Source organism: Streptomyces sp. NPDC031340 (assembly GCF_055569945.1).
The window spans coordinates 1-24,869 of sequence record NZ_JBVIIE010000057.1 but is presented as its reverse complement, the minus strand read 5'-3'; the positions used below and the strand labels follow the sequence as shown (position 1 = coordinate 24,869).

Annotated in this window: 23 protein-coding genes; 11 read left to right on the top strand and 12 right to left on the bottom strand. The window is 71.6% G+C overall.

Annotated elements, in window-relative coordinates; translation table 11 throughout:
* Positions 1-216: 216 nt before the first annotated feature.
* The gene (locus tag ACZ5GT_RS32880; RefSeq protein WP_469033649.1) at positions 217-1,890 is read left to right on the top strand and encodes an LCP family protein; all 1,674 of its coding nucleotides are present in this window, start codon (positions 217-219) and stop codon (positions 1,888-1,890) included.
* Positions 1,891-1,956: 66 nt separating this feature from the next.
* Here the strand turns inward: ACZ5GT_RS32880 and ACZ5GT_RS32875 are convergent, their stop codons facing one another.
* Complete coding sequence (locus ACZ5GT_RS32875) at positions 1,957-2,985, bottom strand: glycosyltransferase family 2 protein (RefSeq protein ID WP_469033646.1); 1,029 nt, start codon at positions 2,983-2,985, stop codon at positions 1,957-1,959.
* Positions 2,986-3,106: 121 nt separating this feature from the next.
* Between ACZ5GT_RS32875 and ACZ5GT_RS32870 the strand changes: the two genes are divergently transcribed.
* Positions 3,107-4,588, top strand: a complete 1,482-nt coding sequence (locus tag ACZ5GT_RS32870) for an LCP family protein (RefSeq protein WP_469033644.1) — start codon at positions 3,107-3,109, stop codon at positions 4,586-4,588.
* A gap of 108 nt (positions 4,589-4,696) precedes the next feature.
* Here ACZ5GT_RS32870 and ACZ5GT_RS32865 read toward each other — a convergent pair whose 3' ends face one another.
* On the bottom strand, positions 4,697-5,254 hold the full coding sequence (locus ACZ5GT_RS32865; protein ID WP_469033640.1) for an acyl-CoA thioesterase: 558 nt from the start codon (positions 5,252-5,254) through the stop codon (positions 4,697-4,699).
* 119 nt (positions 5,255-5,373) lie between these two features.
* Here ACZ5GT_RS32865 and ACZ5GT_RS32860 point away from each other — a divergent pair, with 119 nt between their 5' ends.
* Together ACZ5GT_RS32860 and ACZ5GT_RS32855 are read left to right on the top strand one after the other, a co-directional pair.
* Positions 5,374-6,672, top strand: coding sequence for an LCP family protein (locus ACZ5GT_RS32860; protein ID WP_469033637.1), 1,299 nt, complete (start codon positions 5,374-5,376; stop codon positions 6,670-6,672).
* Complete coding sequence (locus ACZ5GT_RS32855) at positions 6,665-7,291, top strand: HAD family hydrolase (RefSeq protein WP_469033634.1); 627 nt, start codon at positions 6,665-6,667, stop codon at positions 7,289-7,291. The genes ACZ5GT_RS32860 and ACZ5GT_RS32855 overlap by 8 nt, the downstream gene beginning before the upstream one ends.
* A 32-nt stretch (positions 7,292-7,323) precedes the next feature.
* On the opposite strand, the gene ACZ5GT_RS32850 is transcribed toward ACZ5GT_RS32855, so the two are convergent.
* Positions 7,324-7,698: a four-helix bundle copper-binding protein gene (locus ACZ5GT_RS32850; protein ID WP_469033632.1), complete on the bottom strand. Its 375-nt coding sequence runs from the start codon at positions 7,696-7,698 to the stop codon at positions 7,324-7,326.
* Positions 7,699-8,018: 320 nt separating this feature from the next.
* On the opposite strand from ACZ5GT_RS32850, the gene ACZ5GT_RS32845 reads away from it, so the two are divergent.
* Positions 8,019-9,797, top strand: a complete 1,779-nt coding sequence (locus tag ACZ5GT_RS32845; RefSeq protein ID WP_469033630.1) for a M28 family peptidase — start codon at positions 8,019-8,021, stop codon at positions 9,795-9,797.
* An 80-nt stretch (positions 9,798-9,877) separates the two neighbouring features.
* Here ACZ5GT_RS32845 and ACZ5GT_RS32840 read toward each other — a convergent pair whose 3' ends face one another.
* Positions 9,878-11,035, bottom strand: a complete 1,158-nt coding sequence (locus tag ACZ5GT_RS32840; protein WP_469033629.1) for an acyl-CoA dehydrogenase family protein — start codon at positions 11,033-11,035, stop codon at positions 9,878-9,880.
* 189 nt (positions 11,036-11,224) lie between these two features.
* On the opposite strand from ACZ5GT_RS32840, the gene ACZ5GT_RS32835 reads away from it, so the two are divergent.
* Positions 11,225-12,568, top strand: a complete 1,344-nt coding sequence (locus ACZ5GT_RS32835; protein WP_469033626.1) for a UDP-glucose dehydrogenase family protein — start codon at positions 11,225-11,227, stop codon at positions 12,566-12,568.
* Positions 12,569-12,677: 109 nt separating this feature from the next.
* Here the strand turns inward: ACZ5GT_RS32835 and ACZ5GT_RS32830 are convergent, their stop codons facing one another.
* On the bottom strand, positions 12,678-13,178 hold the full coding sequence (locus ACZ5GT_RS32830; protein WP_469033624.1) for a CGNR zinc finger domain-containing protein: 501 nt from the start codon (positions 13,176-13,178) through the stop codon (positions 12,678-12,680).
* A 152-nt stretch (positions 13,179-13,330) separates the two neighbouring features.
* On the opposite strand from ACZ5GT_RS32830, the gene ACZ5GT_RS32825 reads away from it, so the two are divergent.
* Both ACZ5GT_RS32825 and ACZ5GT_RS32820 read left to right on the top strand, forming a co-directional pair.
* On the top strand, positions 13,331-13,690 hold the full coding sequence (locus ACZ5GT_RS32825) for a VOC family protein (protein ID WP_469033622.1): 360 nt from the start codon (positions 13,331-13,333) through the stop codon (positions 13,688-13,690).
* A gap of 20 nt (positions 13,691-13,710) precedes the next feature.
* Positions 13,711-14,094 carry a VOC family protein gene (locus ACZ5GT_RS32820; RefSeq protein WP_469033706.1) on the top strand — a complete coding sequence of 128 codons (384 nt, stop codon included), beginning with the start codon at positions 13,711-13,713 and terminating at the stop codon, positions 14,092-14,094.
* A 53-nt stretch (positions 14,095-14,147) separates the two neighbouring features.
* Here ACZ5GT_RS32820 and ACZ5GT_RS32815 read toward each other — a convergent pair whose 3' ends face one another.
* Positions 14,148-15,377 (bottom strand): dipeptidase, encoded by a 1,230-nt coding sequence (locus ACZ5GT_RS32815; RefSeq protein ID WP_469033619.1) that lies wholly within the window; start codon positions 15,375-15,377, stop codon positions 14,148-14,150.
* A gap of 136 nt (positions 15,378-15,513) precedes the next feature.
* The gene (locus ACZ5GT_RS32810) at positions 15,514-15,873 is read right to left on the bottom strand and encodes a MerR family transcriptional regulator (RefSeq protein ID WP_469033616.1); all 360 of its coding nucleotides are present in this window, start codon (positions 15,871-15,873) and stop codon (positions 15,514-15,516) included.
* A gap of 70 nt (positions 15,874-15,943) precedes the next feature.
* On the opposite strand from ACZ5GT_RS32810, the gene ACZ5GT_RS32805 reads away from it, so the two are divergent.
* Positions 15,944-17,086, top strand: coding sequence for an oxidoreductase (locus ACZ5GT_RS32805; protein ID WP_469033614.1), 1,143 nt, complete (start codon positions 15,944-15,946; stop codon positions 17,084-17,086).
* On the opposite strand, the gene ACZ5GT_RS32800 is transcribed toward ACZ5GT_RS32805, so the two are convergent.
* From ACZ5GT_RS32800 to ACZ5GT_RS32790, 3 genes are read right to left on the bottom strand one after another with little or no spacing between them, the layout of a single operon-like run.
* Positions 17,026-18,219, bottom strand: a complete 1,194-nt coding sequence (locus ACZ5GT_RS32800) for a dipeptidase (protein ID WP_469033703.1) — start codon at positions 18,217-18,219, stop codon at positions 17,026-17,028. The two genes, ACZ5GT_RS32805 and ACZ5GT_RS32800, sit on opposite strands and share 61 nt — an antisense overlap.
* A gap of 5 nt (positions 18,220-18,224) precedes the next feature.
* Entirely contained in the window at positions 18,225-18,749 is a 525-nt protein-coding gene (gene purE / locus ACZ5GT_RS32795; protein ID WP_469033612.1) for a 5-(carboxyamino)imidazole ribonucleotide mutase, read from the bottom strand.
* Positions 18,746-19,939 carry a 5-(carboxyamino)imidazole ribonucleotide synthase gene (locus ACZ5GT_RS32790; RefSeq protein ID WP_469033609.1) on the bottom strand — a complete coding sequence of 398 codons (1,194 nt, stop codon included), beginning with the start codon at positions 19,937-19,939 and terminating at the stop codon, positions 18,746-18,748. The genes purE and ACZ5GT_RS32790 overlap by 4 nt, the downstream gene beginning before the upstream one ends.
* 241 nt (positions 19,940-20,180) lie before the next feature.
* Here ACZ5GT_RS32790 and ACZ5GT_RS32785 point away from each other — a divergent pair, with 241 nt between their 5' ends.
* Positions 20,181-20,699: a GtrA family protein gene (locus ACZ5GT_RS32785; RefSeq protein WP_469033606.1), complete on the top strand. Its 519-nt coding sequence runs from the start codon at positions 20,181-20,183 to the stop codon at positions 20,697-20,699.
* A gap of 122 nt (positions 20,700-20,821) precedes the next feature.
* On the opposite strand, the gene ACZ5GT_RS32780 is transcribed toward ACZ5GT_RS32785, so the two are convergent.
* Both ACZ5GT_RS32780 and ACZ5GT_RS32775 read right to left on the bottom strand, forming a co-directional pair.
* Positions 20,822-22,099, bottom strand: coding sequence for an ATP-binding protein (locus ACZ5GT_RS32780; protein WP_469033603.1), 1,278 nt, complete (start codon positions 22,097-22,099; stop codon positions 20,822-20,824).
* Positions 22,100-22,242: 143 nt separating this feature from the next.
* Positions 22,243-22,920, bottom strand: a complete 678-nt coding sequence (locus ACZ5GT_RS32775) for a response regulator transcription factor (RefSeq protein WP_020940464.1) — start codon at positions 22,918-22,920, stop codon at positions 22,243-22,245.
* Between the two features lie 315 nt (positions 22,921-23,235).
* Between ACZ5GT_RS32775 and ACZ5GT_RS32770 the strand changes: the two genes are divergently transcribed.
* On the top strand, positions 23,236-24,732 hold the full coding sequence (locus tag ACZ5GT_RS32770) for an oligopeptide:H+ symporter (protein ID WP_469033601.1): 1,497 nt from the start codon (positions 23,236-23,238) through the stop codon (positions 24,730-24,732).
* Positions 24,733-24,869 lie beyond the last annotated feature (137 nt).

Below are 24,869 nucleotides of genomic sequence, written 5' to 3'. Positions count from 1 at the left end.
GCTCGAGTCGAGGCCGGTACGCACGGGGATCCGGCCTTCGCCCGGTGACCCACAGGGAACTCCTAACCGGTTGCAGAATGATGAGGCGCGCTCACGTCCGAGAGCCCCGGGCAGTCCCACGTCCCACGGTGGAAACGAGGCCCGCACACGCTCCCGACCGAGCGGTCTCGGTGATCCACGGCGCGATGCCGGCGCAGGGGTGGAAAGGACAGGGAGTTGACGCGTAGCAGTGTGCGCGGAGAGGTCCCCACGGTCGAGGACACCATGTCCCTCGCACCGCGGGACCAGGAACAGGAACGGGACCAGGAACGGGGCCAGGTCCAGGACCAGGACACGTCGGCCGGGCACGGCGGGGATGGCGGCGGGCCGCGCGAAGCGGGCCCCGGCGGTGCCCGGCCGCGCCGCAGACGGCGCGTCCTGCGCTGGTCGGCGATGGTCCTGGCGGTGGCGATACTGGGCACCGCGGGTGCCGGATATCTCTACTACCAGCACCTCAACGGCAACATAAAGAGGGACGACCTCAACATCGGCGACGAGAAGGAGCGGGCGGCGAAGCCCAAGGCCAACGCGGCCGGGCAGACCCAGCTGAACATCCTGCTGCTCGGCTCGGACGCGCGGAACAGCAAGGAGAACCAGAAACTCGGCGGCGCCAAGGACACCTACAACACCGCCCCGCGCGCGGACGTCCAGATGCTGCTGCACCTGTCCGCGGACCGCACCAACATGTCGGTGGTGAGCATGCCCCGCGACACGCTCGTCGACATCCCCGAGTGCACCGATCCGGACAGCGGCAAGGTCTACGGGGCGCTCACCCAGGCGATGACGAACGACTCGCTGGGCCGTGGCGGGCCGGGGTGCACGGTCGCCACCTGGGAGAAGCTCACCGACATCCACATCGACCACTTCATGATGATCGACTTCGCGGGCGTGGTGTCGATGGCGGACGCGATCGGCGGCGTGCCGGTGTGCGTGGACGCCAACATCTACTCCCACACCTCCACCGGCCACGGTTCGGGCCTGAAACTGAAGAAGGACACGACGTACATCAAGGGCGAGCAGGCCCTGCAGTGGCTGCGCACCCGGTACGGCTTCGAGGACAACACCGACATCGCCCGCGCCCGTGCCCAGCACCAGTACATGAACGCGATGGTCCGCGAGCTGCGCGAGAACGCCACCCTCAGCAGTCCGAACAAGCTGCGCAAGCTCGCCGAGACGGCCACCGAGGCGCTGACCGTCGACGACGGCCTCGGCACGGTGGCCAAGCTGTACGACCTGAGCAAGGAGCTCAAGAAGGTCCCCACCAAGCGCATCACCATGACGACGATGCCGTGGCAGTACTCGGCGAGCAACAGCGGCCGGGTGGTGCCCAGACCCGGTGACGCGGCGAAGCTGTTCCGGCTGATCCGCGAGGACATCGCGCTCGACGGCAAGGACAAGAAGAAGTCCTCGAAGGACGAGACGTCCTCGGACCCGGCCGCCGCGGACGGCGAGATCGCGGTGCGGGTGCAGAACGGCACCCGCACCGACACCGAGGCGCCGGTCGGCGGACGGGCGTCCGACGTCGCAGGGCTGCTGGTGGGCAAGGGCTTCACGCAGGCGGCGGCGGACACCTCGGTGGCCCCCAGCGAGGCCACTACGGTGATCCGCTACCCGAGCGCGGACCTGGAGGGCGACGCCCAGCGGGTCGCCAAGGCGCTCGGCGTCCCGCTGTCGTCGGTGGAGAAGTCCACGGACGTCTCCGGGGTCACCCTGGTCGTCGGCGCGGACTGGCGCTCGGGCACGAAGTACACCGCCGAGCAGGAGGACGACTCGATCCCGGACTCGGCGCAGGCCATCAACGGGTCCGACAAGAAGCAGTGCATGCACGTCAACCCGGACTACACCTGGTAGTCCGGGCTGCTGCCGGTGAGCGTCCGCGGTGCCCGGTCGGAGACCGAGCACCGCAGGGCGCCGCGCTCAGTCGGCGGCGAGCACCGCGGGGCGCCGGGAGGCGATGACCTTCTTCGCCAGTGACCTGGGGCTGGTCAGGAAGCCCCACCCCCACGACATGTGCATCGTCGCGAGGGCCACGGGTATCTGGGCCCGCGCCTTCAGCGGCAGCCCCTTGCCGGCCGGGACGGACCCGAGCAGTATCGCCGCGAGGTAGCCGCCGGGGACGACGAAGCCCCAGGGGGTGAGGACCGCCCCGGTCACCAGACCGGCCGCTATCGCCAGGACCGCCGTGGGCGGGGCGAGGTAGCGCAGGTTGATGGAGCCCTCGTGGTACCGGGCGACGACGTGCCGCCAACGCCCGTAGTCCTTGTACTGCTTGGCCAGCGCCCTGACGCTCGGCCGCGGCCGGTAGGACACCCTCAGCTCAGGCGAGAACCAGATCAGCCCGCCGGCCTCGCGGATGCGGAAGTTCAGCTCCCAGTCCTGGGCGCGGATGAACTCCTCGTTGTAGCCGCCCTGTCGCTCCAGCGCCTCGCGCCGGAAGACGCCCAGGTAGACGGTCTCGGCCGGGCCTGCCTGGCCGCCCGTGTGGAAGGCGGCGTTGCCGACGCCGATCTTCGACGTCATCGCGGCGGCGACCGCGTGCTCCCAGTCGTTCTCGCCCTCGGCGTGCATGATGCCGCCGACGTTCATCGCGCCCGTCTCCTCCAGCAGCCGCACGGCCGTCGCGATGTAGTCCGGCGAGAGCATGCCGTGCCCGTCGACGCGGACGACGACCGGGTGGCGGGAGGCCTTGATCGCGGCGTTCAGGGCGGCCGGCGTGCGGCCGGTGGGGTTCGGGACGGTGTGGACGCGCGGGTCCTCGCGGACGAGCTCGGCGGCGATCTCGTCCGTGCGGTCCGTGGACGGACCGAGGGCGATCACGACCTCCATCTCGCCGGCGTACTCCTGCGCGAGGATCGCTTGGACGGCTCCGCGCAGATGCCGCTCCTCGTTGAGGACGGGCATGATCACAGAAACGGCGGGCAGCCGCACGTCGGGGTTGGCGTTCATCGCCCGTTACGTTACCGCGAACGGGGGACACGGTTGCGCGCCGCCGTGGGCAGAAGATCGTATCGGCCTACGGTGCTGAGAACTCACATCCCACGCACGGCCGCCGCCCGGAGGTGTCCCCTTGCCCACGCCGCCTCGGTCCGCCGCCCCGGTCCGCCCGCAGCGCCGCCCGCAGCCGCCGCTCCCGCGCCCGCCGCGGCGCCCCCCGCGGTCGCGCGCACCGCTTCCGCCCGTACGGCGGAAGAAGCCGCGCTGGACCATGCGGGCGGTGACGACCCTGTCCGTCGTCCTGCTCGCCTCCGCCGGCATCGGACACGCGATGGTCACCAGCCTCGACGAGGACATCGCCCGCGTCGACCCCTTCAAGGACATGAAGAACCGTCCGCCGGCCGGTCACGGCATGAACGTCCTGCTGGTCGGCACCGACGGCCGCGACCGGATCAGCGAGCAGGAGCGGCGCCGGTACCACCTGGGCGGCGCCCCCTGTCACTGCACCGACACGCTGATGATCGTGCACATCTCGGAGGACCGGGAGCGGGCCAGCGTGGTGAGCCTGCCGCGCGACTCCTACGCCGAGCTGCCGTCCGCCGGGGGGCGCCCCCCGCGCCCCATCAAGATCAACGCGGCGTACGCGGAGGGCGGGCCGAACCTGACCGTGCGCACGGTGGAGCGGATGACGCGCGTGAAGATCGACCACTACCTGGAGGTCGACTTCACCAGCTTCATGAAGACGGTGGACGTGGTGGGTGGGGTGAAGATCTGCACCGCCGGGCCCCTGAAGGACTCCTACACCGGCCTGGACCTGCCCGCCGGCACGCACACCCTGGGAGGAGGGCAGGCGCTGCAGTACGTCCGCTCGCGGCACGTCGACGGCGCCTCCGACCTGGGCCGCATGAAGCGCCAGCAGCGGTTCCTGGCGGCGCTGGTGGACCGGGCGACGTCCTCGGGGGTGCTGCTGAACCCGATGAAGTTCCGGGACGTGACCCGGGCGGTGCTGGGCTCGGTGCGGGCCGACAAGGGCTTCGGCACCGACGAACTGCTGGAGCTCGGCCGGGCCATGCGCGACTTCTCCCCCGCCTCCTCGGAGTTCACGACCGTGCCCATCGGCCGGATGGGATACCTCGTCAAGGGCTACGGCTCGACCCTGAAGTGGGACACCGCCAAGGCCGACGCGCTCTTCGCCCGGCTCCGCGACGACCGGCCGCTCACCGTGCACCGGCCGCCCAGCCGGGCGGCGCGGGTCGAGGTGGCCCCGCAGGAGATCCATGTCCAGGTGGAGAACGGCACCGGCACGGCGGGCCTGGGCCGGCGCGTCGACGCGGCGCTGGCACGGACGGGGTTCCGGACCACCGGGGCGCCGGCCAACGCGGCCGAGCGCTCGCTGCGGCGCACGGTCGTCGCCTTCGACCCCCGCTGGGACCGCTCCGCCCGGTCGCTGGCCGCCGCCCTGCCCGGCAGCCGGCTGCGCCCCACGAAGGGCCTCGGACCGACGCTGAAGGTCATCGCGGGCACCGACTCCCACGAGGTCCGGGAGGTCCGCGGCGAGGACGGCCCGCAGCAGCAGGGCGCGGTGGTCACGGGCGACGAGGTGGTGTGCCCGTGACGCGGGTCCGTGACGCGCGACCGTGACGCAGCGTCCGTGACATGCGCCGGTGCCGTGCGCCCGTGACGTGTACGCGTGACCGGAGGGCCCGCCCCGCCCCGGAGGGGCTCAGTCGGCGAAGCCCTCCGCCGCCCGCCTCTCGCGGAGTTCCAGGATGGCGCGGCGCCTGGCCAGACGGTGGGTGCGGCGGATCTGGGCCTCCTGGTAGCGGCGCCGGTCCCGCTCCGTCTCCGGCAGCACCGGCGGCACGCGGCGCGGCCTGCCGTCGGCGTCGACGGCCGCGAAGACGAGGTAGGCGGAGCCCACCTGGGTCGGCGGGGCGGACTCGTTCCAGCGCTCGGCCAGCACCCGCACCCCGACCTCCATCGAGGTCCGGCCGGTCCAGTTGACCTGCGCCTTCACATGGACGAGGTCGCCGACGCGCACCGGTTCGAGGAACGCCATCTCGTCCATGGACGCGGTGACGGCGGGCCCGCCGCTGTGCCGGCCGGCGACGGCGCCGGCCGCGTCGTCGACCAGTTTCATGATCACACCGCCGTGCACCGTGCCCAGGAGGTTGGTGTCGTTGTGGGTCATGATGTGGCTGAGGGTGGTACGGGAAGCGGAGGTCGGCTTGCCCGGTATGTCCTGGTTATCCGCTTCCGGGGCGGTGGCCTGATCTGTCATGGCCTCCACCTTATGCCGCCGTGCCATCCGCGGACTTTGTGTCGGGTTGGCAACAGCGGGGCCCTGATTTTCCGACGACCCTTGTAAGGACCACTGCCCCGCCCTGCACACTTGGGCCCATGAACGATTGGCCCGAGGGATGGTCCGACGAGAACCGCGGCGACCGGTACGGTCGCGGCAGCGCGAGCGCACAGCCCGAGAGCGCCCGTGTGATGCGGCAGGTCCGCCGTACCGCCTCGGGCCCGCATCAGGGCTCCGGCCCCGCCGCCCCGCCCTACGGAGGGGTGCCGCAGCAGCCGACGTACATCGACGGCCAGGGGTACGGCGGCGCCCAGGACGGCGGCTATGACGGCGGCGGATACGACAGCGGCTACAACACCGGCCACGTCTACGGCGGGCCGGGCGGTCGCGGTCCCGGCGGTCCCGGCGGTGCGCGTCCCCGCCCCGACTGGCGCCGCCGTATCAAGTGGACGGCGGTCACCCTCTCCGTGGTGCTGGTGGTGACGACCGTCGGCACCTACTTCTGGGCCGACTCCAAGCTCAACCGCGAGGTCGACCTGTCCAAGGTCATCGACCGCCCCGAGGCCGGCGCGGGCACCAACTACCTCATCGTCGGTTCCGACAGCCGCGCCGGGCTGACCTCCGAGGACAAGAAGAAGCTGCACACCGGCTCCGCGGAGGGCAAGCGGACCGACTCGATGATGATCCTGCACGTCGGCGACAACGGCGACACGCTCATCTCGCTGCCCCGCGACTCCAACGTCACGATCCCGACGTTCCGCGGGTCCGAGTCCGGCAAGATCAAGGGTCCGCTGGGCGCCAACAAGCTCAACGCGGCCTACGCGTTCGACGGCCCGACGCTCCTGGTGCGCACGATCGAGTACAACACCGGCCTGCACATCGACCACTACGTGGAGATCGGCTTCGCCGGCTTCGCGAACATCGTGGACTCCGTCGGCGGCGTGACGATAGACATCGACAAGGGCTTCAAGGACAAGTACTCCGGCGCCGACTTCAAGGCCGGCAAGCAGACCCTGAACGGCGAGCAGGCCCTGGCCTTCGTGCGGACCCGGCACGCCTTCGCCGCCTCGGACCTGCAGCGCACCAAGAACCAGCAGAAGTTCCTGTCGGCGCTGGCCCACCAGGTGGCGACCCCCTCGACGGTCCTGAACCCCTTCAAGCTGTACCCGACGATGGGCGCGGGCCTGGACTCCCTCATCGTCGACAAGGACATGAGCCTGTGGGACCTGGCGTCCATGTTCTGGGCGATGAAGGGCGTCAGCGGTGGCGACGGCACCTCGATGAACATGCCGATCTCCGGTTCGGTCGGCGGCAACCTCGTCTGGGACAAGGCCAAGGTGAAGACGCTCGTGAACCAGCTGAACAACGACGAGAAGGTCACGGTATCGAGTGAGTGACCTGCCTGGCAGAGCACCGTTCGACGCGGTGCTCTGCGACGTCGACAACGTGATCCGGTCCTACGACTCCTCCGCGCTGCACGCCCTGGAGCGCGCCGCCGGACTGGCCGAGGGCACCACCATGAAGGTGGCCTTCGCGCCGGAGACCGTGCAGCCGGTGCTGCTGGGCCACACCGACCTCCAGGAGTGGGCGCGGTCGATCGCCGAGGGCCTGACGGGACTGGCGCCCGAGGCGACGGCGTGGGAACTGGGCGCGGCCCTGCTGGAGTCGCCGTTCGCGGCCGACGCGGCCGTGGTGTCCCTGCTGCGCCGGGCGCGCACCCGCGTGCCGCTGGTGCTGGTCAGCAACGCGACGCTGCGGCTGGAGGACGACCTCGCCGCCCTGGGCCTGACCGACCTCGCGGACCACGTCGTCAACAGCGCCCGCGTCGGGCTCGCCAAGCCGGACGCCCGCATCTACCGCCTGGCCGCGTCCCTGGCCGGCGTCCGCCCCGGCCGCTGCCTGTTCGTGGACGACGACGAGCAGAACGCGGCGACGGCCGCCGCGCTCGGCATGCACTCCCTCCACTTCCGCGAACCGGCAGACCTGGAAAGGGCCCTGGAGCCGCTCTTCGGGTGACGCCGGCTCGCGGAAGCGCGGTCGCGCGGTCGTCACATCGTGGCGCCCGCCATCGTCCGGCACATCTGCGCGCAGCGGCGGCACGCCTCGGCGCAGCGCATCATCTGGGCGTCGTCCGGCATGGTCGTACACGCCTCGGCGCACATGTCGCACGCCTTGGCGCACATCGCGCACATCTCGGCCGCCATGGGCGAGCGACGCATCATCATGTCGGCGCACATACGGGTCATCTCGGAGCAGTCGATCAGGGCCCGCATGATCTGCATCTGAGCCTGGCCGCCCATTTGCATGCAGGAACTCATGGTCTCCTCGCACATGCTGTGGCAGGCCATGCAGGCCTCGACGCAGTCCTGCATCTCCTTGCTCATGGTGCCGGCGGTTCCGGGCCGGGTGCCGGGCTGGGTCATGGCTCCTCCTGGAGGACGAAGGGACCCCGGACGGGTCCCGCGCCCTTCTGTCCTACGCCCGCCGAACGCGACACGCCACCGGGCGGACCCCAACATTCCGCACCGTAAACGCACACAGCAACCGAACCGGCGCTTCCCCGCCCAGAAGCGACACCTTCCACACCCCGGATCCGGCAGTACCCACCGCCCAGGGCTTGGCGTTTCGCTTGACATGTGCATGCTTGTAGGACGCCGCACCACAGCTGACTCCGCATCGGGCGGGAGGAGGGGCACCACCACGCCCCGTCTCCCGCTTTCTGCCACCTCACAAAGGACACACGGTGCTTCGAAGAATCTCCCCGCGCCTCTCCCCGGCCGGCCTGACCCTGACCGCGCTCACGCTGGCCGCGGCACTGGGTCTCGCCGCGCTCCCCGCGAGTGCCGCGCCGGCCCCCGAGGGGCATCGCACCGCGACGCTCTCGGCCCCGGCCGCCCTCGCCGCGACCGCCCCCGACATCGACGTCAGCCACATCCAGGCACACCTGACCGAACTGAACGCCATCGCCGGCCGCAACGGCGGCAACCGCAAGTCGACCGGACAGGGCTACCTCGACTCGGTCGCCTACGTGAAGGGCAAACTCCAGGCGGCCGGTTACACGGTCACCGAGCAGCCCTGCACCTCCGGCTGCGCCAGCGGCGCCGGACCCAACCTGATCGCCGAGTGGCCCCAAGGCGACTCGTCGAAGGTGTACATGTTCGGCTCGCACCTGGACAGCGTCTCCGCCGGGCCCGGCATCAACGACAACGGCTCCGGCAGCGCGACCCTCCTGGAGGTCGCGCTGAAACTCGCCGAGACCAATCCCACGATGGCGGCACGCGTCCGCTTCGGCTGGTGGACGGACGAGGAGCAGGGCCTCAACGGCTCCGACTTCTACGTCCGTTCGCTGACCTCCGCGCAGCGCTCGGCGATCAAGGCGTACTACAACTTCGACATGATCGCCTCGCCCAACGGCGGCTACTTCATCAACCACATCACGTCCACCGCCGCCGCGCCGATGAAGGCGTACTGGGACTCGCTGAACCTCCAGCCCGAGGAGAACACCGAGGGCGCGGGCCGCAGCGACGACTACTCCTTCGAGAACTACTCCATCCCCACCTCCGGGTACGCCATGGGCGCCAGCGCCCGCAAGACCTCCGCGCAGGCGGCCAAGTGGGGCGGCACGGCGGGCGCCGCGTACGACAGCTGCTACCACTCCTCCTGCGACACCACCGGCAACATCAACGCCACCGGCCTGAACCGCAGCGCCGACGGCGTCGCCTACACGCTGTGGGCGCAGGCGGTCTCGGCCGCCGTCCCGGCCGACGACTTCTCGGTCGCGGCGAGCCCCGCCTCCGGCAGCGCCGGCCCGGGCACCTCGCTGACCACCACCGTCTCCACGGCCACCACCAACGGCTCCGCGCAGACGGTGAACCTGTCCGCCTCGGGCGCCCCGTCCGGCGTCACCGTCTCCTTCGCTCCGGCCTCGGTGACCTCCGGCGCCTCCTCCACCGCGACGATCGGCGTCGGCTCCTCCGTGGCCCCCGGCACGTACACCATCGCCCTCACCGGCACCGGTTCCACCGCGCACACCGCGCAGTACACGCTGACCGTCAACGGCACGGGCGGCTGCACCGTCTCCCAGGTGGTCTCCAACGGCGGCTTCGAGAACGGCACTTCACCCTGGACCGGGAACACCGGCGCGATCGGCTCGTTCAGCGGCCAGTCCGCGCACACCGGCACCCGGTACGCCTGGCTGGCCGGTTACGGCTACGCCGCCACCGACACCGTCAGCCAGACCGTGACCGTCCCGGCCGGCTGCGCCAAGGCGACCCTGAAGTACTGGCTGCACATCGACACCGCGGAGTCCGGCACGACGGCGTACGACACCTTCAAGGTCCAGGTCAACGGGACCACCAAGCAGACGTACTCCAACGCCGACGCGGGCACCGGCTACACCGAGCGCACCCTCGACCTGAGCCAGTACCTCGGCCAGCAGATCACCCTCACCTTCACCGCGACGGAGGACTCCAGCCTCCAGACCAGCTTCGTCGTCGACGACACCACGCTGACGACCGGCTGACCACCCTCCCCGCACGACACAGCCCCCGGCACGGTGCCGGGGGCTGTACTGCGGTCCTGCCGACCGGGGCCGAAAACCTGTCAGGGGAGGTTGCGGGCCATGACGATCCGCTGCACTTGGTTCGTGCCCTCATAAATCTGCGTGATCTTGGCGTCGCGCATCATGCGCTCGACCGGGTAGTCGCGGGTGTAGCCGTAGCCGCCGAGGAGTTGGACGGCGTCCGTGGTGACCTCCATGGCGACGTCGGAGGCGAAGCACTTGGCCGCGGCGCCCAGGTAGGTCAGGTCGGCGTCGCCGCGCTCGGAGGCCGCCGCGGCCTGGTAGGTGAGGGCGCGGGCGGCCGAGATCTTCATGGCCATGTCGGCGAGCATGAACTGGATGCCCTGGAAGTCGCCGATCGGCTTGCCGAACTGCTTGCGCTCCTGGACGTAGCCCTTGGCGTAGTCGAGGGCGCCCTGGGCGATGCCGAGGGCCTGGGCGGCGATGGTGATGCGGGTGTGGTCGAGGGTCTTCATCGCCGTGGCGAAGCCGGTGCCCTCCTCGCCGATCATGCGGTCGGCGGGGATGCGCACGTTGTCGAGGTAGACCTCGCGGGTCGGCGAGCCCTTGATGCCGAGCTTCTTCTCCGGAGCGCCGAAGGAGACGCCCTCGTCGGACTTCTCGACGACGAACGCCGATATGCCCTTGGAGCGCTTGGTGGGGTCGGTGACCGCCATCACCGTGTAGAACTCGGAAACGCCCGCGTTGGTGATCCAGCGCTTGACGCCGTTGAGGACCCAGTGGTCGCCGTCGCGGACCGCCTTGGTCTTCATGCCGGCCGCGTCCGAGCCGGCGTCCGGCTCGGAGAGGCAGTACGAGAACCCGCCCTCGCCCTTGGCGAGCGCGCTCATGTACTTCTTCTTCAGCTCCTCGGAGCCGGAGATCATGACGGGCAGTGAACCGAGCTTGTTCACCGCGGGGATGAGGGAGGAGGACGCGCAGACGCGGGCCACCTCCTCGATCACGATGACCGTGGCGAGGGCGTCGGCGCCCGCGCCGCCGTACTCCTCGGGCACGTGCACGGCGTGCAGGTCGTTCGCCACCAGGGCCTCGAGGGCCTCCTGCGGGAAGCGGGCCTCCTCGTCCACCGCGGCGGCGTACGGCGCGATCTTCGCCTCGGCCAGCGAGCGGACGGCGTCGCGGAGCATGTCGTGCTCCTCGGACGGGCGGTACAGGTCGAAGTCAGCCGATCCGGCCAAGGTGTCTCACGCTCCAAAGAAGCTGCGTTGCCGACGCTAATTACCGTTAAGTAACACAAATTTTAGGGGTCCGCGGACGTCAGGGATACGTGAGCTTGGCGACAGCGGGAAAACTGCCCGTCGGCTCCCCCGACTATGCTCAGGCCCGGATCACCGCCGTCCCACCGCCGTCGCCTCCTGGAGCACCCCATGGCCCTCAAGATCACCGTGATCGGTACCGGCTATCTCGGCGCCACGCACGCCGCGGCCATGGCCGAGCTGGGGTTCGAGGTGCTGGGGCTGGACATCGACGCCGAGAAGATCGCGATGCTGCAGCGCGGCGAGACGCCGATGTACGAGCCGGGCCTGGAGGAGCTGCTGAAGCAGCACGTGGCCGGCTTCGAGGGTTCCTCGGGACGGCTGCGGTTCACCCAGGACTGGGCGGAGATCGGCGCGTTCGGCGACGTGCACTTCGTGTGCGTCAACACCCCGCAGCGGCACGGCGAGTACGCCGCCGACATGGCGTACGTCGAGGCCGCGTTCGCCTCCCTCGCCCCGCACCTGACCGCTCCCGCCCTGGTGGTCGGCAAGTCCACGGTGCCGGTGGGGTCCGCCGACCGGCTCGCCGCCTACCTCGCCGAGCACGCGCCCGCCGGGAAGGACGCCGAGCTGGCCTGGAACCCGGAGTTCCTGCGCGAGGGGTTCGCGGTGCAGGACACGCTGCACCCCGACCGGATCGTGGCCGGCGTGCGCAGCGAGCGGGCGGAGCGGCTGCTGCGCGAGGTGTACGCGACGCCGATCGGCGAGGGCACGCCGTTCGTCGTCACCGACTTCCCCACCGCGGAGCTGGTGAAGACCTCCGCCAACTCCTTCCTCGCCACCAAGATCTCCTTCATCAACGCCATGGCCGAGGTGTGCGAGGCCGCGGACGGCGACGTGGCCAAGCTCGCCGAGGCGATCGGGTACGACGACCGGATCGGCAAGAAGTTCCTGCGGGCCGGGATCGGGTTCGGCGGCGGGTGCCTGCCGAAGGACATCCGGGCGTTCATGGCGCGGGCCGGTGAGCTGGGCGCCGACCAGGCGCTGACGTTCCTGCGCGAGATCGACTCCATCAACATGCGCCAGCGCGGGCGGATGGTGGAACTGACGCGGCAGGAGCTCGGGGGCGGCCCGTTCCTGGGCAAGCGGGTCGCGGTGCTCGGCGCCACCTTCAAGCCCGACTCCGACGACGTGCGGGACTCCCCCGCGCTGAACGTGGCCGGTCAGATCCACCTGCAGGGCGGCCAGGTGACGGTGTACGACCCGAAGGGCATGGACAACGCCCGCCGGCTCTTCCCGACGCTGGGGTACGCCGACAGCGCGCTGCAGGCCGTGCGAGGCGCCGACGTGGTTCTGCACCTGACGGAGTGGCAGGAGTTCCGCGAGCTGGACCCGGCGGAGCTGGGCGAGGTGGCGGCGGCCCGGCTGATCCTCGACGGGCGCAACGCGCTCGACCCGGTGCTGTGGCGCAAGGCCGGGTGGACGTACCGCGCGATGGGCCGGCCCACCGCGTAGCGGGCAAGAGACGGACGCCGGTTCGGCCGAGGCTCAGTCGGCCGAACCGGCGTCCTGCTGCATTCTGCACCACCGCCCCGCCCCGCGGCCGGGGAACGGCCCGGCGGGCCTACTTGGCCCGGTACCGGCGCATCTTCGCGCGGGCCCCGCACACCTGCATCGAGCACCAGCGCCCGCGCCCCGCCGGGCTGCGGTCGTAGTACGCCCAGTGGCAGTCGGCGGCCTCGCATGCCTTCAGCCGCTGCCAGGTGCCCGCGACCAGGGCCTCGGCGACGGCGGCGGCGACCCGGGAGAGCAGAGCGGTGCCGTCGGCCGGGGCGAGGGCGGCCGAGCCGTCGGCGGCGTCGACCGTCACGCGCAGCGGGGCCGACGCCAGCAGGTCGCCCAGCGGCGTGACCGGGGCGTGCGCCGGGTGTCCCGCGTGGGCGAGCAGCGTGGCCCGCAGCGACTCACGCAGTTCGCGCGCCGCGGAGACGTCGTCCTCGGTGAGCGAGAAGCGCGCGCGGCCGTCCGCCGTGTCGAGCGCGTCGGCGCCCGATTCGATGTCCAGCGTGTTCACCAGGGACTCGACCAGGGCGAGGCTCCCCGGGGCGGCCGATCTCGCACTCATGTCTGCACGCTACCTCCCGGTAAAGCACTTGCGAGGTTACCCCCTATAGGGAAGCATGCAGTAACGGTTACCGGTTACCCGTCATTGCGGGTAACGCAGCCCGGATCGCCGGGCCGGTGACCCGCTGGTGACACCGTCTCGAGGAGGAAGTCATGGCTCTCGCCGAACTGGGCGCCGTCGTACTGGACTGTCCCGACCCCCGTGCCCTCGCCGGTTTCTACGCCGAGCTGCTGGGCGGCACCGTGGAGGGCGACGACGACTGGGTGGACCTGCGGACGCCCAGTGGTCAGACGCTGGCCTTCCAGGCCGCGCCCGGCCACGTGGCGCCCGAGTGGCCCGCATCGGACCGTTCGCAGCAGTTCCACCTCGACCTGAGCGTCCCGGATCTGGACGCCGCCGAGAAGGGCGTGCTGGAGCTCGGCGCGAAGGTGCTGGACGCCGAGGACCGTTCGCGGACCTACCGTGTGTACGCGGACCCGGCCGGGCACCCGTTCTGTCTCTGCGCCTGCTGACCGGGAGGTCCCCCGTGACCGTGGCACGTTTCCGTTCCGTCGTCCTCGACTGCCCCGACCCGCGCGCACTCGCCCGCTTCTACGCGGGCGTGGTGGGCGGTACGCCCGTGGAGGAGGACCCGGACTGGGTCGTCCTGCAGGTCCCCGGCGGGCCGCGGCTGGCCTTCCAGCGGGCGGAGGGGCACGCCCCGCCGCAGTGGCCGCGCGCGGACCGCGACTCCCAGCAGTTCCACCTCGACTTCGACGCCGGGTCGACGTGGGAGGAGATCGACGCGGCCCACGAGCGGGTGCTGTCGCTGGGAGCGCGCCCGCTGGACCTGGAGGACCGGGAGACGAAGGACTTCCTGGTGTACGCCGATCCGGCCGGGCATCCGTTCTGCCTCTGCCGGATCGAGCACGCTTGAGCCGGGCGAGCCGGGCGTGCCGGGCAACCGGGTGAGCCGGTTGAACCGGGCCGTCAGCCGTCCAGTTCCGCGATCGTCGCCGTGGACGGCTCACGGCGCTGCTGGGCGGCGCGGGCGGTGAAGTCGGCGCTGCGCAGCAGGCGCTGGACGTTGCCCCAGGTCAGCAAGGCGATGTCGGTCTCCGGCCAGTCACGGCGCAGCAGCTCCGCGATCAGGTGCGGGTAGCAGGACGCGTCGCCGAGCTCCTGCGGGTGGGCGGTGCCCGCGTCGTACGTGCCGGACAGGGCGACGCAGGCCGGTCCGGCGACCGCGCGGACGTGGTCGAGGTGATCGGCGACGTCCCGGACGGTCGGGCCGGTCTGCTCGGCCGTCAGCGGCACCATGCACACGCCCTCGGCCGCGCCCAGCTCGGCCAGCAGGTCGTCGGTGAGGTTGGCCGGGTGGGGGCGCAGGGAGCGGGCGGCGGAGCGAGTGAACACCACGGGCGCCCTGGAGACCACGAGGACACGGCGGACGGTCTCCGGGGAGGCGCCGGAGAGGTCGGCGAGCACGCCGAGCCGGTTCATCTCCCGCACCACCTCCTCGCCGAACCGCGTCAGCCCGGCCTCGCTCGCCCACGACGCGCCGGACAGGGTCAGCACGCGCAGGCCCAGGGAGTGCAGGGCGCGCAGGATGCCGAGGGAGTCGCCGAGGCTGGCGGCGCCGGCCGGGCCGGGCACGACGGCGACCCGGCCGCACAGGCGGGCGTCGGTGAGCTCACCGGCGGTGCGGGCCAGGCGCAGCCCCTCGGGATGCGCCCGCGTGACGTTCTCGATCAGGTCCAGCTGCTCCAGGGTGGCGCCGATCGCGCCGTCCCCGGTCAGCCCGTCGGGCAGGTGCAGCGACCAGAACAGCGCGCCGACGTGGCCTTCGCGCATCCGGGGCACGTCCGTGTCGACGGTGCTCTCCCCGGCCTCCAGGTCGTACCAGGACAGGTGCCGCAGCGCCCAGGGCAGGCCGCTGTAGCCGTCTGCGACGGGGTGGTCGGCGAGCAGGGCGTGGGCCCGCCCGAGGAGATCCGTCGCGGCCCCGCGCCCGCCGCCCGCCTCGCCACCGCTGTCTGCCTCGCCCTCGTACGACACGTCGTCGGCGTCGTACGGCACGTCGTCGGCGTCGTACGGCACGTCCTCGGTCTCGGTCTCGGTCTCGCCGTCGTAGGGCTCCGCGGGGAACGGCGGCCCGGGCAGATCGCCGAGCCGTCCGACCTCTGTCCTGTTGTGCAGTTGGGGCTGGAGGTCTGCCATGGCGGTCTCCGTACGTGATCGGTGTCCGTACGGCCACCGTCCCACGGCCCCCGCGGGGCTTCCTGGTGGACGGTGCGTTCGGGGGTAACCCCGGCCGCGGGCGGTCCCTGCCGGGCCCGTCGCCCGGATGGCGGGGTCAGGGCTCGCGGGCCGCCTCGATCACCTCGTCCAGGGTCTCCCGGGAGCGGACGAGGTCGGCGATCAGGCGGTCGATGCGGTCACGTTCCGCGGTCAGGTCCTCGACCAGCTTCGGGGTGGCGACGGCGGAGGGACCGCCGTCGCTGTCGCGCATGCAGGGCAGCAACCGGGCGATCCGGCTGCTGTGCAGGCCCGCGGCGAACAGCTCCTGGATCCGGATGACCCGGTCGACCGCCGTCTCCGGGTAGTCACGGTGCCCGCCGGGGGTGCGGGCGGCGCGCAGCAGCCCCTGGGTCTCGTAGTAGCGCAGCGAGCGCTCGCTGACGCCGGTGCGCCGGGACAGTTCACCGATCCGCATGCCGCAGCCGCCTCCCCCGTCCGGAACCGGACTTGAATCTGACATCTGTGTCAGGTTCTAGCGTACGGACATGACGCGGACAACCGACTTCCTCGCGCCCGCCCGGCTCGGGCGGCTGGCGCTCCCCAACCACCTGGTGATGGCCCCGCTGACCCGCAACCGCGCGGCGGCCGACGGCACCCCGACCCCGCTGATGGCCGCCTACTACGCGCAGCGCGCCTCGGCCGGACTGATCGTCGCCGAGGCGTCGACGCCGAACGCGGTCGGGCAGACCTACCCGGACATCACCGCCATCCACACCGATCGGCACGTGGCCGGCTGGCGGCGGGTCACCGACGCGGTACGGGCCGCCGGAGGAGGCCCGATGTTCCTGCAGCTCCAGCACGGCGGGCGGGTGGGCCACCCGGCGACCAGCGGCCTGACGCCCCTGGCGCCCTCGCCCGTCCCGCTGCCGGAGACCATCTTCACCCCGCACGGGCACCGGCCGGCCGTGGTCCCGCGGGAGATGACCGCCGACGACATCCGCAGCACCGTCGCCGACTTCGCCGCGGCCGCCCGCCGGGCCGTCGAGGCGGGCTTCGCGGGCGTGGAGGTGCACTCGGCCAACGGGCACCTGCTGCACCAGTTCCTCTCCGGCAACACCAACCGCAGGACGGACGGCTACGGCGGCCCCGCCGAGCGGCGGATCCGGTTCACGGCGGAGGTGACCGAGGCGGTGGCCGACGCGATCGGCGCAGACCGGGTCGGCCTGCGGATCTCCCCCGGCTCCGTCGTCAACGGCATAGCGGAGGACGACACCGACGTCCTCTACCCCGCGCTGGTGGCGCGGCTGAGGGACCTGGGCCTGGCCTACCTGCACCTCGTGCGCGCCGACCCGGCCGACCCGGTGTACCGGCGCGTGCGCGCCGAGTGGCCGGGCGCCCTGATCGGCAACCCCGTGCTGCCGGACCTGACCACCGGGGCCGTCACCGCCGCCGCCCGGGAGATGCTGGCCGCCGGGGCCGACCTGGCGGCGCTCGGCCGCCCGTTCCTCGCCAACCCGGACCTGGTGACGCGGCTGCGCCTGGGCGCCCCGCTCAACCCGGTCCGGGAGCGGTACCTGATGTACGTCGGCGGGGCGGACGGCTACACCGACTACCCGGCCCTCGACGATCAGTCCTCGCGCGCGTCGAGCACGTCGATGGTGGCGTGGGACGGCGGGCGCGTCGCCTGAAGGTCACGGGCCACGTCCTCCGCCGCGCCCAGTACCCGCACCGCGTTCTGCCAGGTCAGCTTGGCCAGGTCGGCGGTGGACCAGCCGCGGTCGAGCAGCTCGGCCAGCAGGTTGGGGTAGCAGGAGACGTCGCCGAGGCCGTCCGGGGTGAAGGCCGTGCCGTCGTAGTCGCCGCCGATGCCCAGGTGGTCGACGCCGGCGACCTCGCGCATGTGGTCGAGGTGGTCGGCGACCGTCGCGACCGTCGCGACCGGACGCGGGTGGCGCTCCTCGAAGGCCCGGTGGAGCCGCATCGCCTCGGCGCCGGTGTCCAGGTGGTGCAGGCCGTGCGCGCGCAGGTTCTCGTCGGCCGCGGCCGTCCAGTCCACGGCCGCCTGGAGCACGAACTTCGGCACGAACGTCACCATCGCCACACCGCCGTTGGCGGGGAGGCGTTCGAGGACGTCGTCGGGGATGTTGCGCGGGTGGTCGCACACCGCGCGGGAGGAGGAGTGGGAGAAGATCACCGGGGCGGCGGTGGCGTCGAGCGCGTCCCGCATGGTTGTGGCGGCCACGTGGGACAGGTCGACCAGCATGCCGAGGCGGTTCATCTCCCGGACGACCTCGCGGCCGAAGGCCGACAGGCCGCCGACGCCGGGCTCGTCCGTCGCGGAGTCGGCCCAGTCCACGTTGTCGTTGTGGGTGAGCGTCAGGTAGCGCACGCCCAGCTCGTACAGGCCGCGCAGGGTGCCCAGCGAGTTGGCGATGGAGTGGCCGCCCTCGGCGCCCATCAGGGAGGCGATGCGGCCCTCGCCGCGCGCGGACTCCATGTCGGCCGCCGTCAGCGCGGGCGCCAGGTCCTTCGGGTGGCGCGCCACCAGCCGCCGTACGCAGTCGATCTGCTCCAGCGTGGCCGGCACCGGGTCGGGCAGGTCCGACGGCACGTACACCGACCAGTACTGGGCGCCGACGCCGCCCTCGCGCAGGCGCGGGATGTCGGTGTGCAGGTCGGCGTCCTGGCGGACGGCGACGTCGAGGGCGTCGAGGTCGTAGCGGGCCTTCTCGCGCAGCGCCCAGGGCAGGTCGTTGTGGCCGTCGACGACCGGGAACTCGCCCAGCAGGGTCCGGGCCCGCGGCAGCGAGGGCGAGGTCATCGCGCTCACTTCCCGAAGCCGAAGCCGTTGCCGCCGCCCTCGACCTTGGCGCGCAGGCGCTTGCCCTTCTCGGTCGCCTGGTCGTTCAGCTCCTGCTGGAAGTCGCGCATCTTCTGCTGCAGGTCCTCGTCGTGCGCCGCGAGGATGCGGGCCGCCAGCAGCCCTGCGTTGCGGGCGCCGGCGACGGAGACCGTGGCGACCGGAACGCCGGCCGGCATCTGCACGATGGACAGCAGCGAGTCCATGCCGTCGAGGTACTTCAGCGGCACGGGGACGCCGATGACGGGCAGCGGGGTGACGGAGGCGAGCATGCCGGGCAGGTGGGCGGCGCCGCCCGCGCCCGCGATGATCACCTTCAGGCCCCGGTCGGCCGCCTGCTCGCCGTAGGCGACCATCTCGCGCGGCATCCGGTGCGCGGAGACGACGTCGACCTCGTACGCGATCTCGAACTCGTCCAGGGCCTGGGCGGCGGCCTCCATGACGGGCCAGTCCGAGTCCGACCCCATGACGATGCCTACGACAGGACTCATTCGGTGATCGTGCCTCTCAGGTAGCCGGCAGCGTGACGGGCGCGCTCCAGCACGTCGTCCAGGTCGTCGCCGTAGGTGTTGACGTGGCCGACCTTGCGGCCGGGCTTCACGTCCTTGCCGTACATGTGGATCTTGAGCTGGGGGTCGCGGGCCATGCAGTGCAGGTACGCGGAGTACATGTCCGGGTAGTCGCCGCCCAGGACGTTGACCATGACCGTCCACTTGGCGCGCGGGCGCGGGTCGCCGAGCGGGAGGTCGAGGACCGCGCGGACGTGGTTGGCGAACTGGGACGTGATCGCGCCGTCCTGCGACCAGTGGCCGGAGTTGTGCGGGCGCATCGCGAGTTCGTTGACCAGGACGCGGCCGTCGCGGGTCTGGAACAGCTCGACGGCGAGATGGCCGACGACGCCGAGTTCCTTGGCGATGGTCAGGGCCATCTGCTCGGCGTGCAGCGCGAGGTCGTCGTCGAGGCCGGGAGCGGGCGCGATCACGGTGTCGCAGACGCCGTTCACCTGCCGGGACTCCACGACGGGGTAGGCGACGGCCTGGCCGTGCGGGGAGCGCACGACGTTGGCGGCGAGCTCGCGGACGTAGTCCACCTTCTCCTCGGCGAGGACCGGGACGCCCGCGCGGAACGGGTCGGCGGCCTCCTCCGCGGAGTCCACGACCCACACGCCCTTGCCGTCGTAGCCGCCGCGGACGGTCTTCAGGACGACCGGAAAGCCGCCCGCCCGTCGCCCGCCACCGCCCTTGTCGGAGGACCCTTCGGGCCCACCCCTTTCGAGCTCAGCCGCGAACGCCGCCACGTCGGCCGGGTCGGTCACGATCCGGTGCCGTGGGCACGGGATGCCGATCGCGTCGAGCCTGGCGCGCATCACCCCCTTGTCCTGAGCGTGCACGAGCGCGTCGGGACCCGGGCGCACGGGGATGCCGTCCGCCTCCAGGGCCCGCAGGTGCTCGGTGGGCACGTGCTCGTGGTCGAAGGTGATCACGTCGCACCCGCGCGCGAACTCGCGCAGCGTGTCGAGGTCGCGGTAGTCGCCGACGACGACATCGCCGACGACCTGCGCCGCGGAATCCTGAGGAGTGTCACTGAGGAGCTTGAACCTGATGCCCAACGGGATGCCCGCCTCGTGTGTCATACGAGCGAGCTGGCCCCCGCCGACCATGCCGACTACCGGGAACGTCACGCCCCTAGAGTATCGGCCGTGGCGCGGTCGGCGGTTTCCGGTCGTTCCCGGCCCCGTCCAGGGCACCCTCCAGGGCCTCTCGCGGGCCCCGCCGACGGCTCTTTTCACCTTCTTTCCGCGGCCTTTCCGCAGCTCTTGCGGACTTCTTCCCCTGCTCACGGCACATTCGCGGGCAATCGCACAGGTGGGTGGTTAGCATGGCCAGGTCGACCGAACCGACCCGACGGGAGCCTTCACGACCATGGAACCTGGTTCCTCAGGGCTGCGAAGGCTCACCCACGAGATTGCCAGATTCGGCGCCGTCGGCGCGCTCGGCACCGTCGTGAACTTCGGCGTCTCCAACCTGCTGTGGCACCTCACCAGCCTCCAGGCGGTGCGCGCCAACGTGATCGCGACGATCGTCGCCATCGCCTGCAACTACGTGGGTTTCCGCTACTTCACCTACCGGGACCGCGACAAGAGCGCCCGCACCCGGGAGCTGACGCTGTTCCTGGCGTTCAGCGTGGTGGGCCTGGTCATCGAGAACGGCATCCTGTACGCGGCCATCTACGGCTTCGGCTGGGACAGCTCCCTGCAGCGCAACGTCTTCAAGGTCGTCGGCATCGGCATCGCGACTCTGTTCCGCTTCTGGTCGTACCGCACCTGGGTGTTCCGCACGCTGCCGGCCGTGGAGGCCGCCGTCGCGGACGCGGAGTCGCTGCTGGGACGGGCGGACGGGACCGCCGCGCGACGGTCGAGGGCCGGGCAGCGCGCGAACTGACGGGCTGCGCCTGAGCTGACCGGTCGCACTCGCGCCGACCGGCAGCGCATGCGCCGGTCGGCAGCGCATGCGCCGGTCGGCAGCGCTTGAGGCCGGCGGCAGCGCTTGAGGCGGGCGGCAGGTCACCGCACCGTCGGCGGCTCCTCCTCGTGCGGGGGCTTCTTCAGCGGCTGCGTGCGGGACAGGAACAGCCCGAACACCGGCGGCTTCGTCTGGAGCATCTCCAGCCGCCCGCCGTCCGCCTCCGCGAGGTCCCGGGCGACCGCGAGGCCGATGCCCGTGGAGTTGCGGCCGCTGATCGTGCGCTCGAAGATCCGCGCCCCGAGGTCGGCCGGCACGCCGGGGCCCTCGTCGGTGACCTCGACGACCGCCTGGTTGCCGGTCACCCGGGTGCGCAGCGCCACCGTGCCGCCGCCGTGCATCAGCGAGTTCTCGATCAGCGCCGCCAGCACCTGGGCGACCGCCCCCGGCGTGCCGACCGCCTGGAGGTGCCGTTTGCCGGAGCTGACGATGGCGCGGCCGGCGCTGCGGTAGGCGGGGCGCCACTCGGCGAGCTGCTGCTGGATGACCTCGTCGAGGTCGAAGGAGACCGCGGAGCCGGTGCGCGGGTCGCGGGAGTTCGTCAGCAGCCGTTCGACGACGTCCGTCAGCCGCTCCACCTGGGTCAGCGCGACGTTGGCCTCCTCCTTCACCGTGTCCAGCTCGTCGGTCAGGGTGATCTCCTCCAGCCGCATCGACAGCGCGGTGAGCGGGGTGCGCAGCTGGTGGGAGGCGTCGGCGGCGAGGCGGCGTTCCGCGGTCAGCATGCGGGCGATGCGCTCGGCGGAGGAGTCGAGGACGTCGGCGACCCGGTCCAGCTCAGGGACGCCGTAGCGCTTGTGCCGGGGGCGCGGGTCGCCGGAACCGAGGCGTTCGGCGGTCTCGGCAAGGTCGGTCAGCGGGGAGGCGAGCCGGTTGGCCTGGCGGATGGCCAGCAGCACCGCCGCGACGACCGCGAGCAGCGCCACCAGGCCGATGATCAGCAGCGTGCGGCCGACCTCCCGGGTCACCCTGGAGCGGGGCTCCTCGACGGTGACCGTCTCGCCCTCCTCGCCCTTGGCCGTGGCCCGGATGACCTCGCCGGACGGCCTGGCGCCGACCTCGATGGCCTGCTGCCCGGGGATCCGGATGCGGGCGTAGCGGTCCTGGGTGACCTGGCCGCGCAGCACCTCCGCGTTGACCGTGCCGTCGCCGATGAGCCGGCTGTCGACGATGCTCGCCAGCCGCTGCGCCTCGGAGCCGACCCGTTCCCGCGCGCTGTTGGTGATCGTCCGCGTCTCCACGATGACCAGGGACACGCCGAACACGGCGATGACGACCAGCACCACGGCGAGCGTGGACTGGATGAGACGACGACGCACAGGGGCCCTCCGAGCAGTGGCTCTACGACGACCAGTGTGCCAAGGGCGCGACCCGCGCAGCCGCACCCTCCGCCGCCGACCCTTCAGCCCTTCCGCCGGCTCCTCCGACGGCCCTTCCACCAGCCCTTGCGTCAGCCCGTGCGCTAGCTCTTCTCGAAGCGGAAGCCCACGCCCCGCACGGTCGCGATGTAGCGGGGGTTCGCCGCGTCGTCGCCGAGCTTCTTGCGCAGCCAGGAGATGTGCATGTCGAGCGTCTTGGTCGACGACCACCAGGTGGTGTCCCAGACCTCCCGCATCAGCTGGTCCCGTGTGACGACCCGGCCGGCGTCCCGCACCAGCACCCGCAGCAGGTCGAACTCCTTGGCCGTGAGCTGGAGTTCCTCGTCGCCCATCCAGGCACGGTGCGACTCGACGTCGATGCGCACGCCGTGCGTGGCGGGCGGTTGCTGCGGCTCCGCGGCGCCGCGCCGGAGCAGCGCCCGGACGCGGGCGAGCAGTTCGGCGAGCCGGAAGGGCTTGGTGACGTAGTCGTCGGCGCCCGCGTCCAGACCGACGACGGTGTCCACCTCGTCGGCGCGCGCGGTCAGGATGAGGATGGGCACGGTGTGGCCGTCGGCCCGCAGCCGGCGGGCGACCTCCAGGCCGTCCATGCCGGGCAGCCCGAGGTCCAGCACGACCAGGTCGACGCCCCCCTGCATCCCGGCGTCCAGCGCGGTGGGTCCGTCCTCACGCACCTCGACCTCGTACCCTTCCCGGCGCAGGGCGCGGGCCAGCGGCTCCGAGATGGACGCGTCGTCCTCGGCGAGCAGTACACGGGTCATGAGGTGATGGTAGACCGCCCCGGTCAGGAGCCGCGGTGTGATCGCCATCCCCGGTTCTTACCTTTGGGCGTACCGGTACGAACCTGTGGGTGCGAGGTGCGATCACCGGGCACGCCTTGGAATAGTGGCGCGCGGTTCCGTCCTGACCTGTGATTCGCGTCTCAAGTCCTTCCATTTCCGACTCTGTCCTGCCGTATGGTGAATCTACGCCTGTAGCACCGCGGGGACCTTCGGCAAGGATGTCGCTGAAGGTCTCTTTTGCGTGCGGCCGGCCGCCGCCGGCCTGGGAATGAACGATCAGCAAGGACCACAACCATGGCGTCCAGCCTGACGAAGGACTCGGCGATCCCGGGCACCCCCGGTTCCGAGCGGACCTTCTTCGGCCACCCCCGCGGACTGGCCACCCTCTTCATGACCGAGATGTGGGAGCGCTTCTCCTACTACGGCATGAAGGCCCTGCTCCCGCTGTACCTGGTGGCCCCCGGCGGCCTGCATCTGAGCGCGGCGACGGCGACCGCGATCTACTCGGTGTACCTGTCGCTCGTGTACCTGCTCGCGCTGCCCGGCGGCTGGTTCGCGGACCGTGTGCTCGGCCCGCGCAGGACGGTGGCGGTGGCCGGCACGGTCATCATGCTCGGGCACCTCACCCTGGCCCTGCCGAACGCGGGCACCTTCTACGCCGGGCTCGGCCTGGTCGCGATCGGTTCCGGTCTGCTGAAGGCCAACATCTCCACGATGGTCGGCCACCTCTACGACGGCCCGGACGACCCGCGCCGCGACGGCGGCTTCACCGTCTTCTACATCGGCATCAACCTGGGCGCCTTCGCCGCGCCGCTGGTGATCGGCACCGTCGGCGAGAACGTCAACTGGCACCTGGGCTTCGCGCTGGCCGCGCTCGGCATGGCGCTGGGCCTCACCCAGTTCCTGCTCGGCGGCCGCCACCTCGACGCGCGTTCGAGCCTGGTGCCGACCCCGCTGTCGGCCGCGGAGAAGGCGTCCACCCTGCGCAAGTCGGCGTTCTGGGCCGCGGTGGCGGCCGTCTTCTACGCGGTCGTCGGCTTCTCCGGCCACTACACGCTGAACTGGCTGCTGGTGCCGATCACCCTGGCCGGGCTGCTCATCCCGGTGCTGGTCATCGCCCGCATCAAGCGGGACCGGGAGCTGGACCGGGCCGAGCAGTCGAAGATGTCGGCGTACATCTGGTTCTTCGTCGCCGCCGCAGTGTTCTGGATGATCTACGACCAGGGCGGCTCGACGGTGTCGCTGTTCGCCGAGTCCTCGGCGGACAACACCGTCTTCGGCTGGCAGTTCCCGGTCTCCTGGTACCAGTCGGTCAACCCGGTCATGATCATGGCGCTGGCGCCGCTGTTCGCCTGGGCCTGGCTGGCGCTGGCCCGGCGCGGCAAGGAGCCGAGCACCGCCGTGAAGTTCGCGATGGGCCTGGTGCTGATCGGCGCCTCCTTCTTCCTCTTCCTCGCCCCGCTGGCGATCGCGGACGGCGGTCACAAGGCAGCCGCGCTGTGGCTGGTCGGCATCTACTTCGTGCAGACGGTCGGCGAGCTGACGCTGTCGCCGGTGGGTCTGTCGGTGACGACGAAGATGGCGCCCGCCAAGTACGCCTCGCAGATGATGGGCGTGTGGTTCCTGGCCGTCACCGCCGGCGACGCCACCACCGGCCTGCTCTCCATCGCCGGCGTCGACCTGAACAAGACGGGCATCGTGGCCCTGGAGGCCGCGCTCGCCGCCGTGGCCGGCGCGGCGGTGTGGATGTACCGCCGCAAGGTGAAGGCCCTCATGGGCGACGTGCACTGAGCGCCCCTCGGCGCCCGCGCTACGGGCAGCGCCGGGAGGGGGGGGGGGAGCCCCGGGGGGGGGGGGGGGCCCCCCCCCCCGCACCCCCGTGCCGACCACGAAACGAAAGGAAACCCAACCACCAAAAAAAAGGAGCA

Excerpts from the sequence above, each read along its gene's own strand:
- ACZ5GT_RS32875 (WP_469033646.1), bottom strand. The coding sequence starts at position 2,985 with ATGAACGCCAACCCCGACGTGCGGCTGCCCGCCGTTTCTGTGATCATG.
- ACZ5GT_RS32865 (WP_469033640.1), bottom strand. The coding sequence starts at position 5,254 with ATGACAGATCAGGCCACCGCCCCGGAAGCGGATAACCAGGACATACCG.
- ACZ5GT_RS32860 (WP_469033637.1), top strand. The coding sequence starts at position 5,374 with ATGAACGATTGGCCCGAGGGATGGTCCGACGAGAACCGCGGCGACCGG.
- ACZ5GT_RS32850 (WP_469033632.1), bottom strand. The coding sequence starts at position 7,698 with ATGACCCAGCCCGGCACCCGGCCCGGAACCGCCGGCACCATGAGCAAG.
- ACZ5GT_RS32835 (WP_469033626.1), top strand. The coding sequence starts at position 11,225 with ATGGCCCTCAAGATCACCGTGATCGGTACCGGCTATCTCGGCGCCACG.
- ACZ5GT_RS32830 (WP_469033624.1), bottom strand. The coding sequence starts at position 13,178 with ATGAGTGCGAGATCGGCCGCCCCGGGGAGCCTCGCCCTGGTCGAGTCC.
- ACZ5GT_RS32825 (WP_469033622.1), top strand. The coding sequence starts at position 13,331 with ATGGCTCTCGCCGAACTGGGCGCCGTCGTACTGGACTGTCCCGACCCC.
- ACZ5GT_RS32815 (WP_469033619.1), bottom strand. The coding sequence starts at position 15,377 with ATGGCAGACCTCCAGCCCCAACTGCACAACAGGACAGAGGTCGGACGG.
- ACZ5GT_RS32810 (WP_469033616.1), bottom strand. The coding sequence starts at position 15,873 with ATGCGGATCGGTGAACTGTCCCGGCGCACCGGCGTCAGCGAGCGCTCG.
- ACZ5GT_RS32805 (WP_469033614.1), top strand. The coding sequence starts at position 15,944 with ATGACGCGGACAACCGACTTCCTCGCGCCCGCCCGGCTCGGGCGGCTG.
- ACZ5GT_RS32800 (WP_469033703.1), bottom strand. The coding sequence starts at position 18,219 with ATGACCTCGCCCTCGCTGCCGCGGGCCCGGACCCTGCTGGGCGAGTTC.
- purE (WP_469033612.1), bottom strand. The coding sequence starts at position 18,749 with ATGAGTCCTGTCGTAGGCATCGTCATGGGGTCGGACTCGGACTGGCCC.
- ACZ5GT_RS32785 (WP_469033606.1), top strand. The coding sequence starts at position 20,181 with ATGGAACCTGGTTCCTCAGGGCTGCGAAGGCTCACCCACGAGATTGCC.
- ACZ5GT_RS32775 (WP_020940464.1), bottom strand. The coding sequence starts at position 22,920 with ATGACCCGTGTACTGCTCGCCGAGGACGACGCGTCCATCTCGGAGCCG.
- ACZ5GT_RS32770 (WP_469033601.1), top strand. The coding sequence starts at position 23,236 with ATGGCGTCCAGCCTGACGAAGGACTCGGCGATCCCGGGCACCCCCGGT.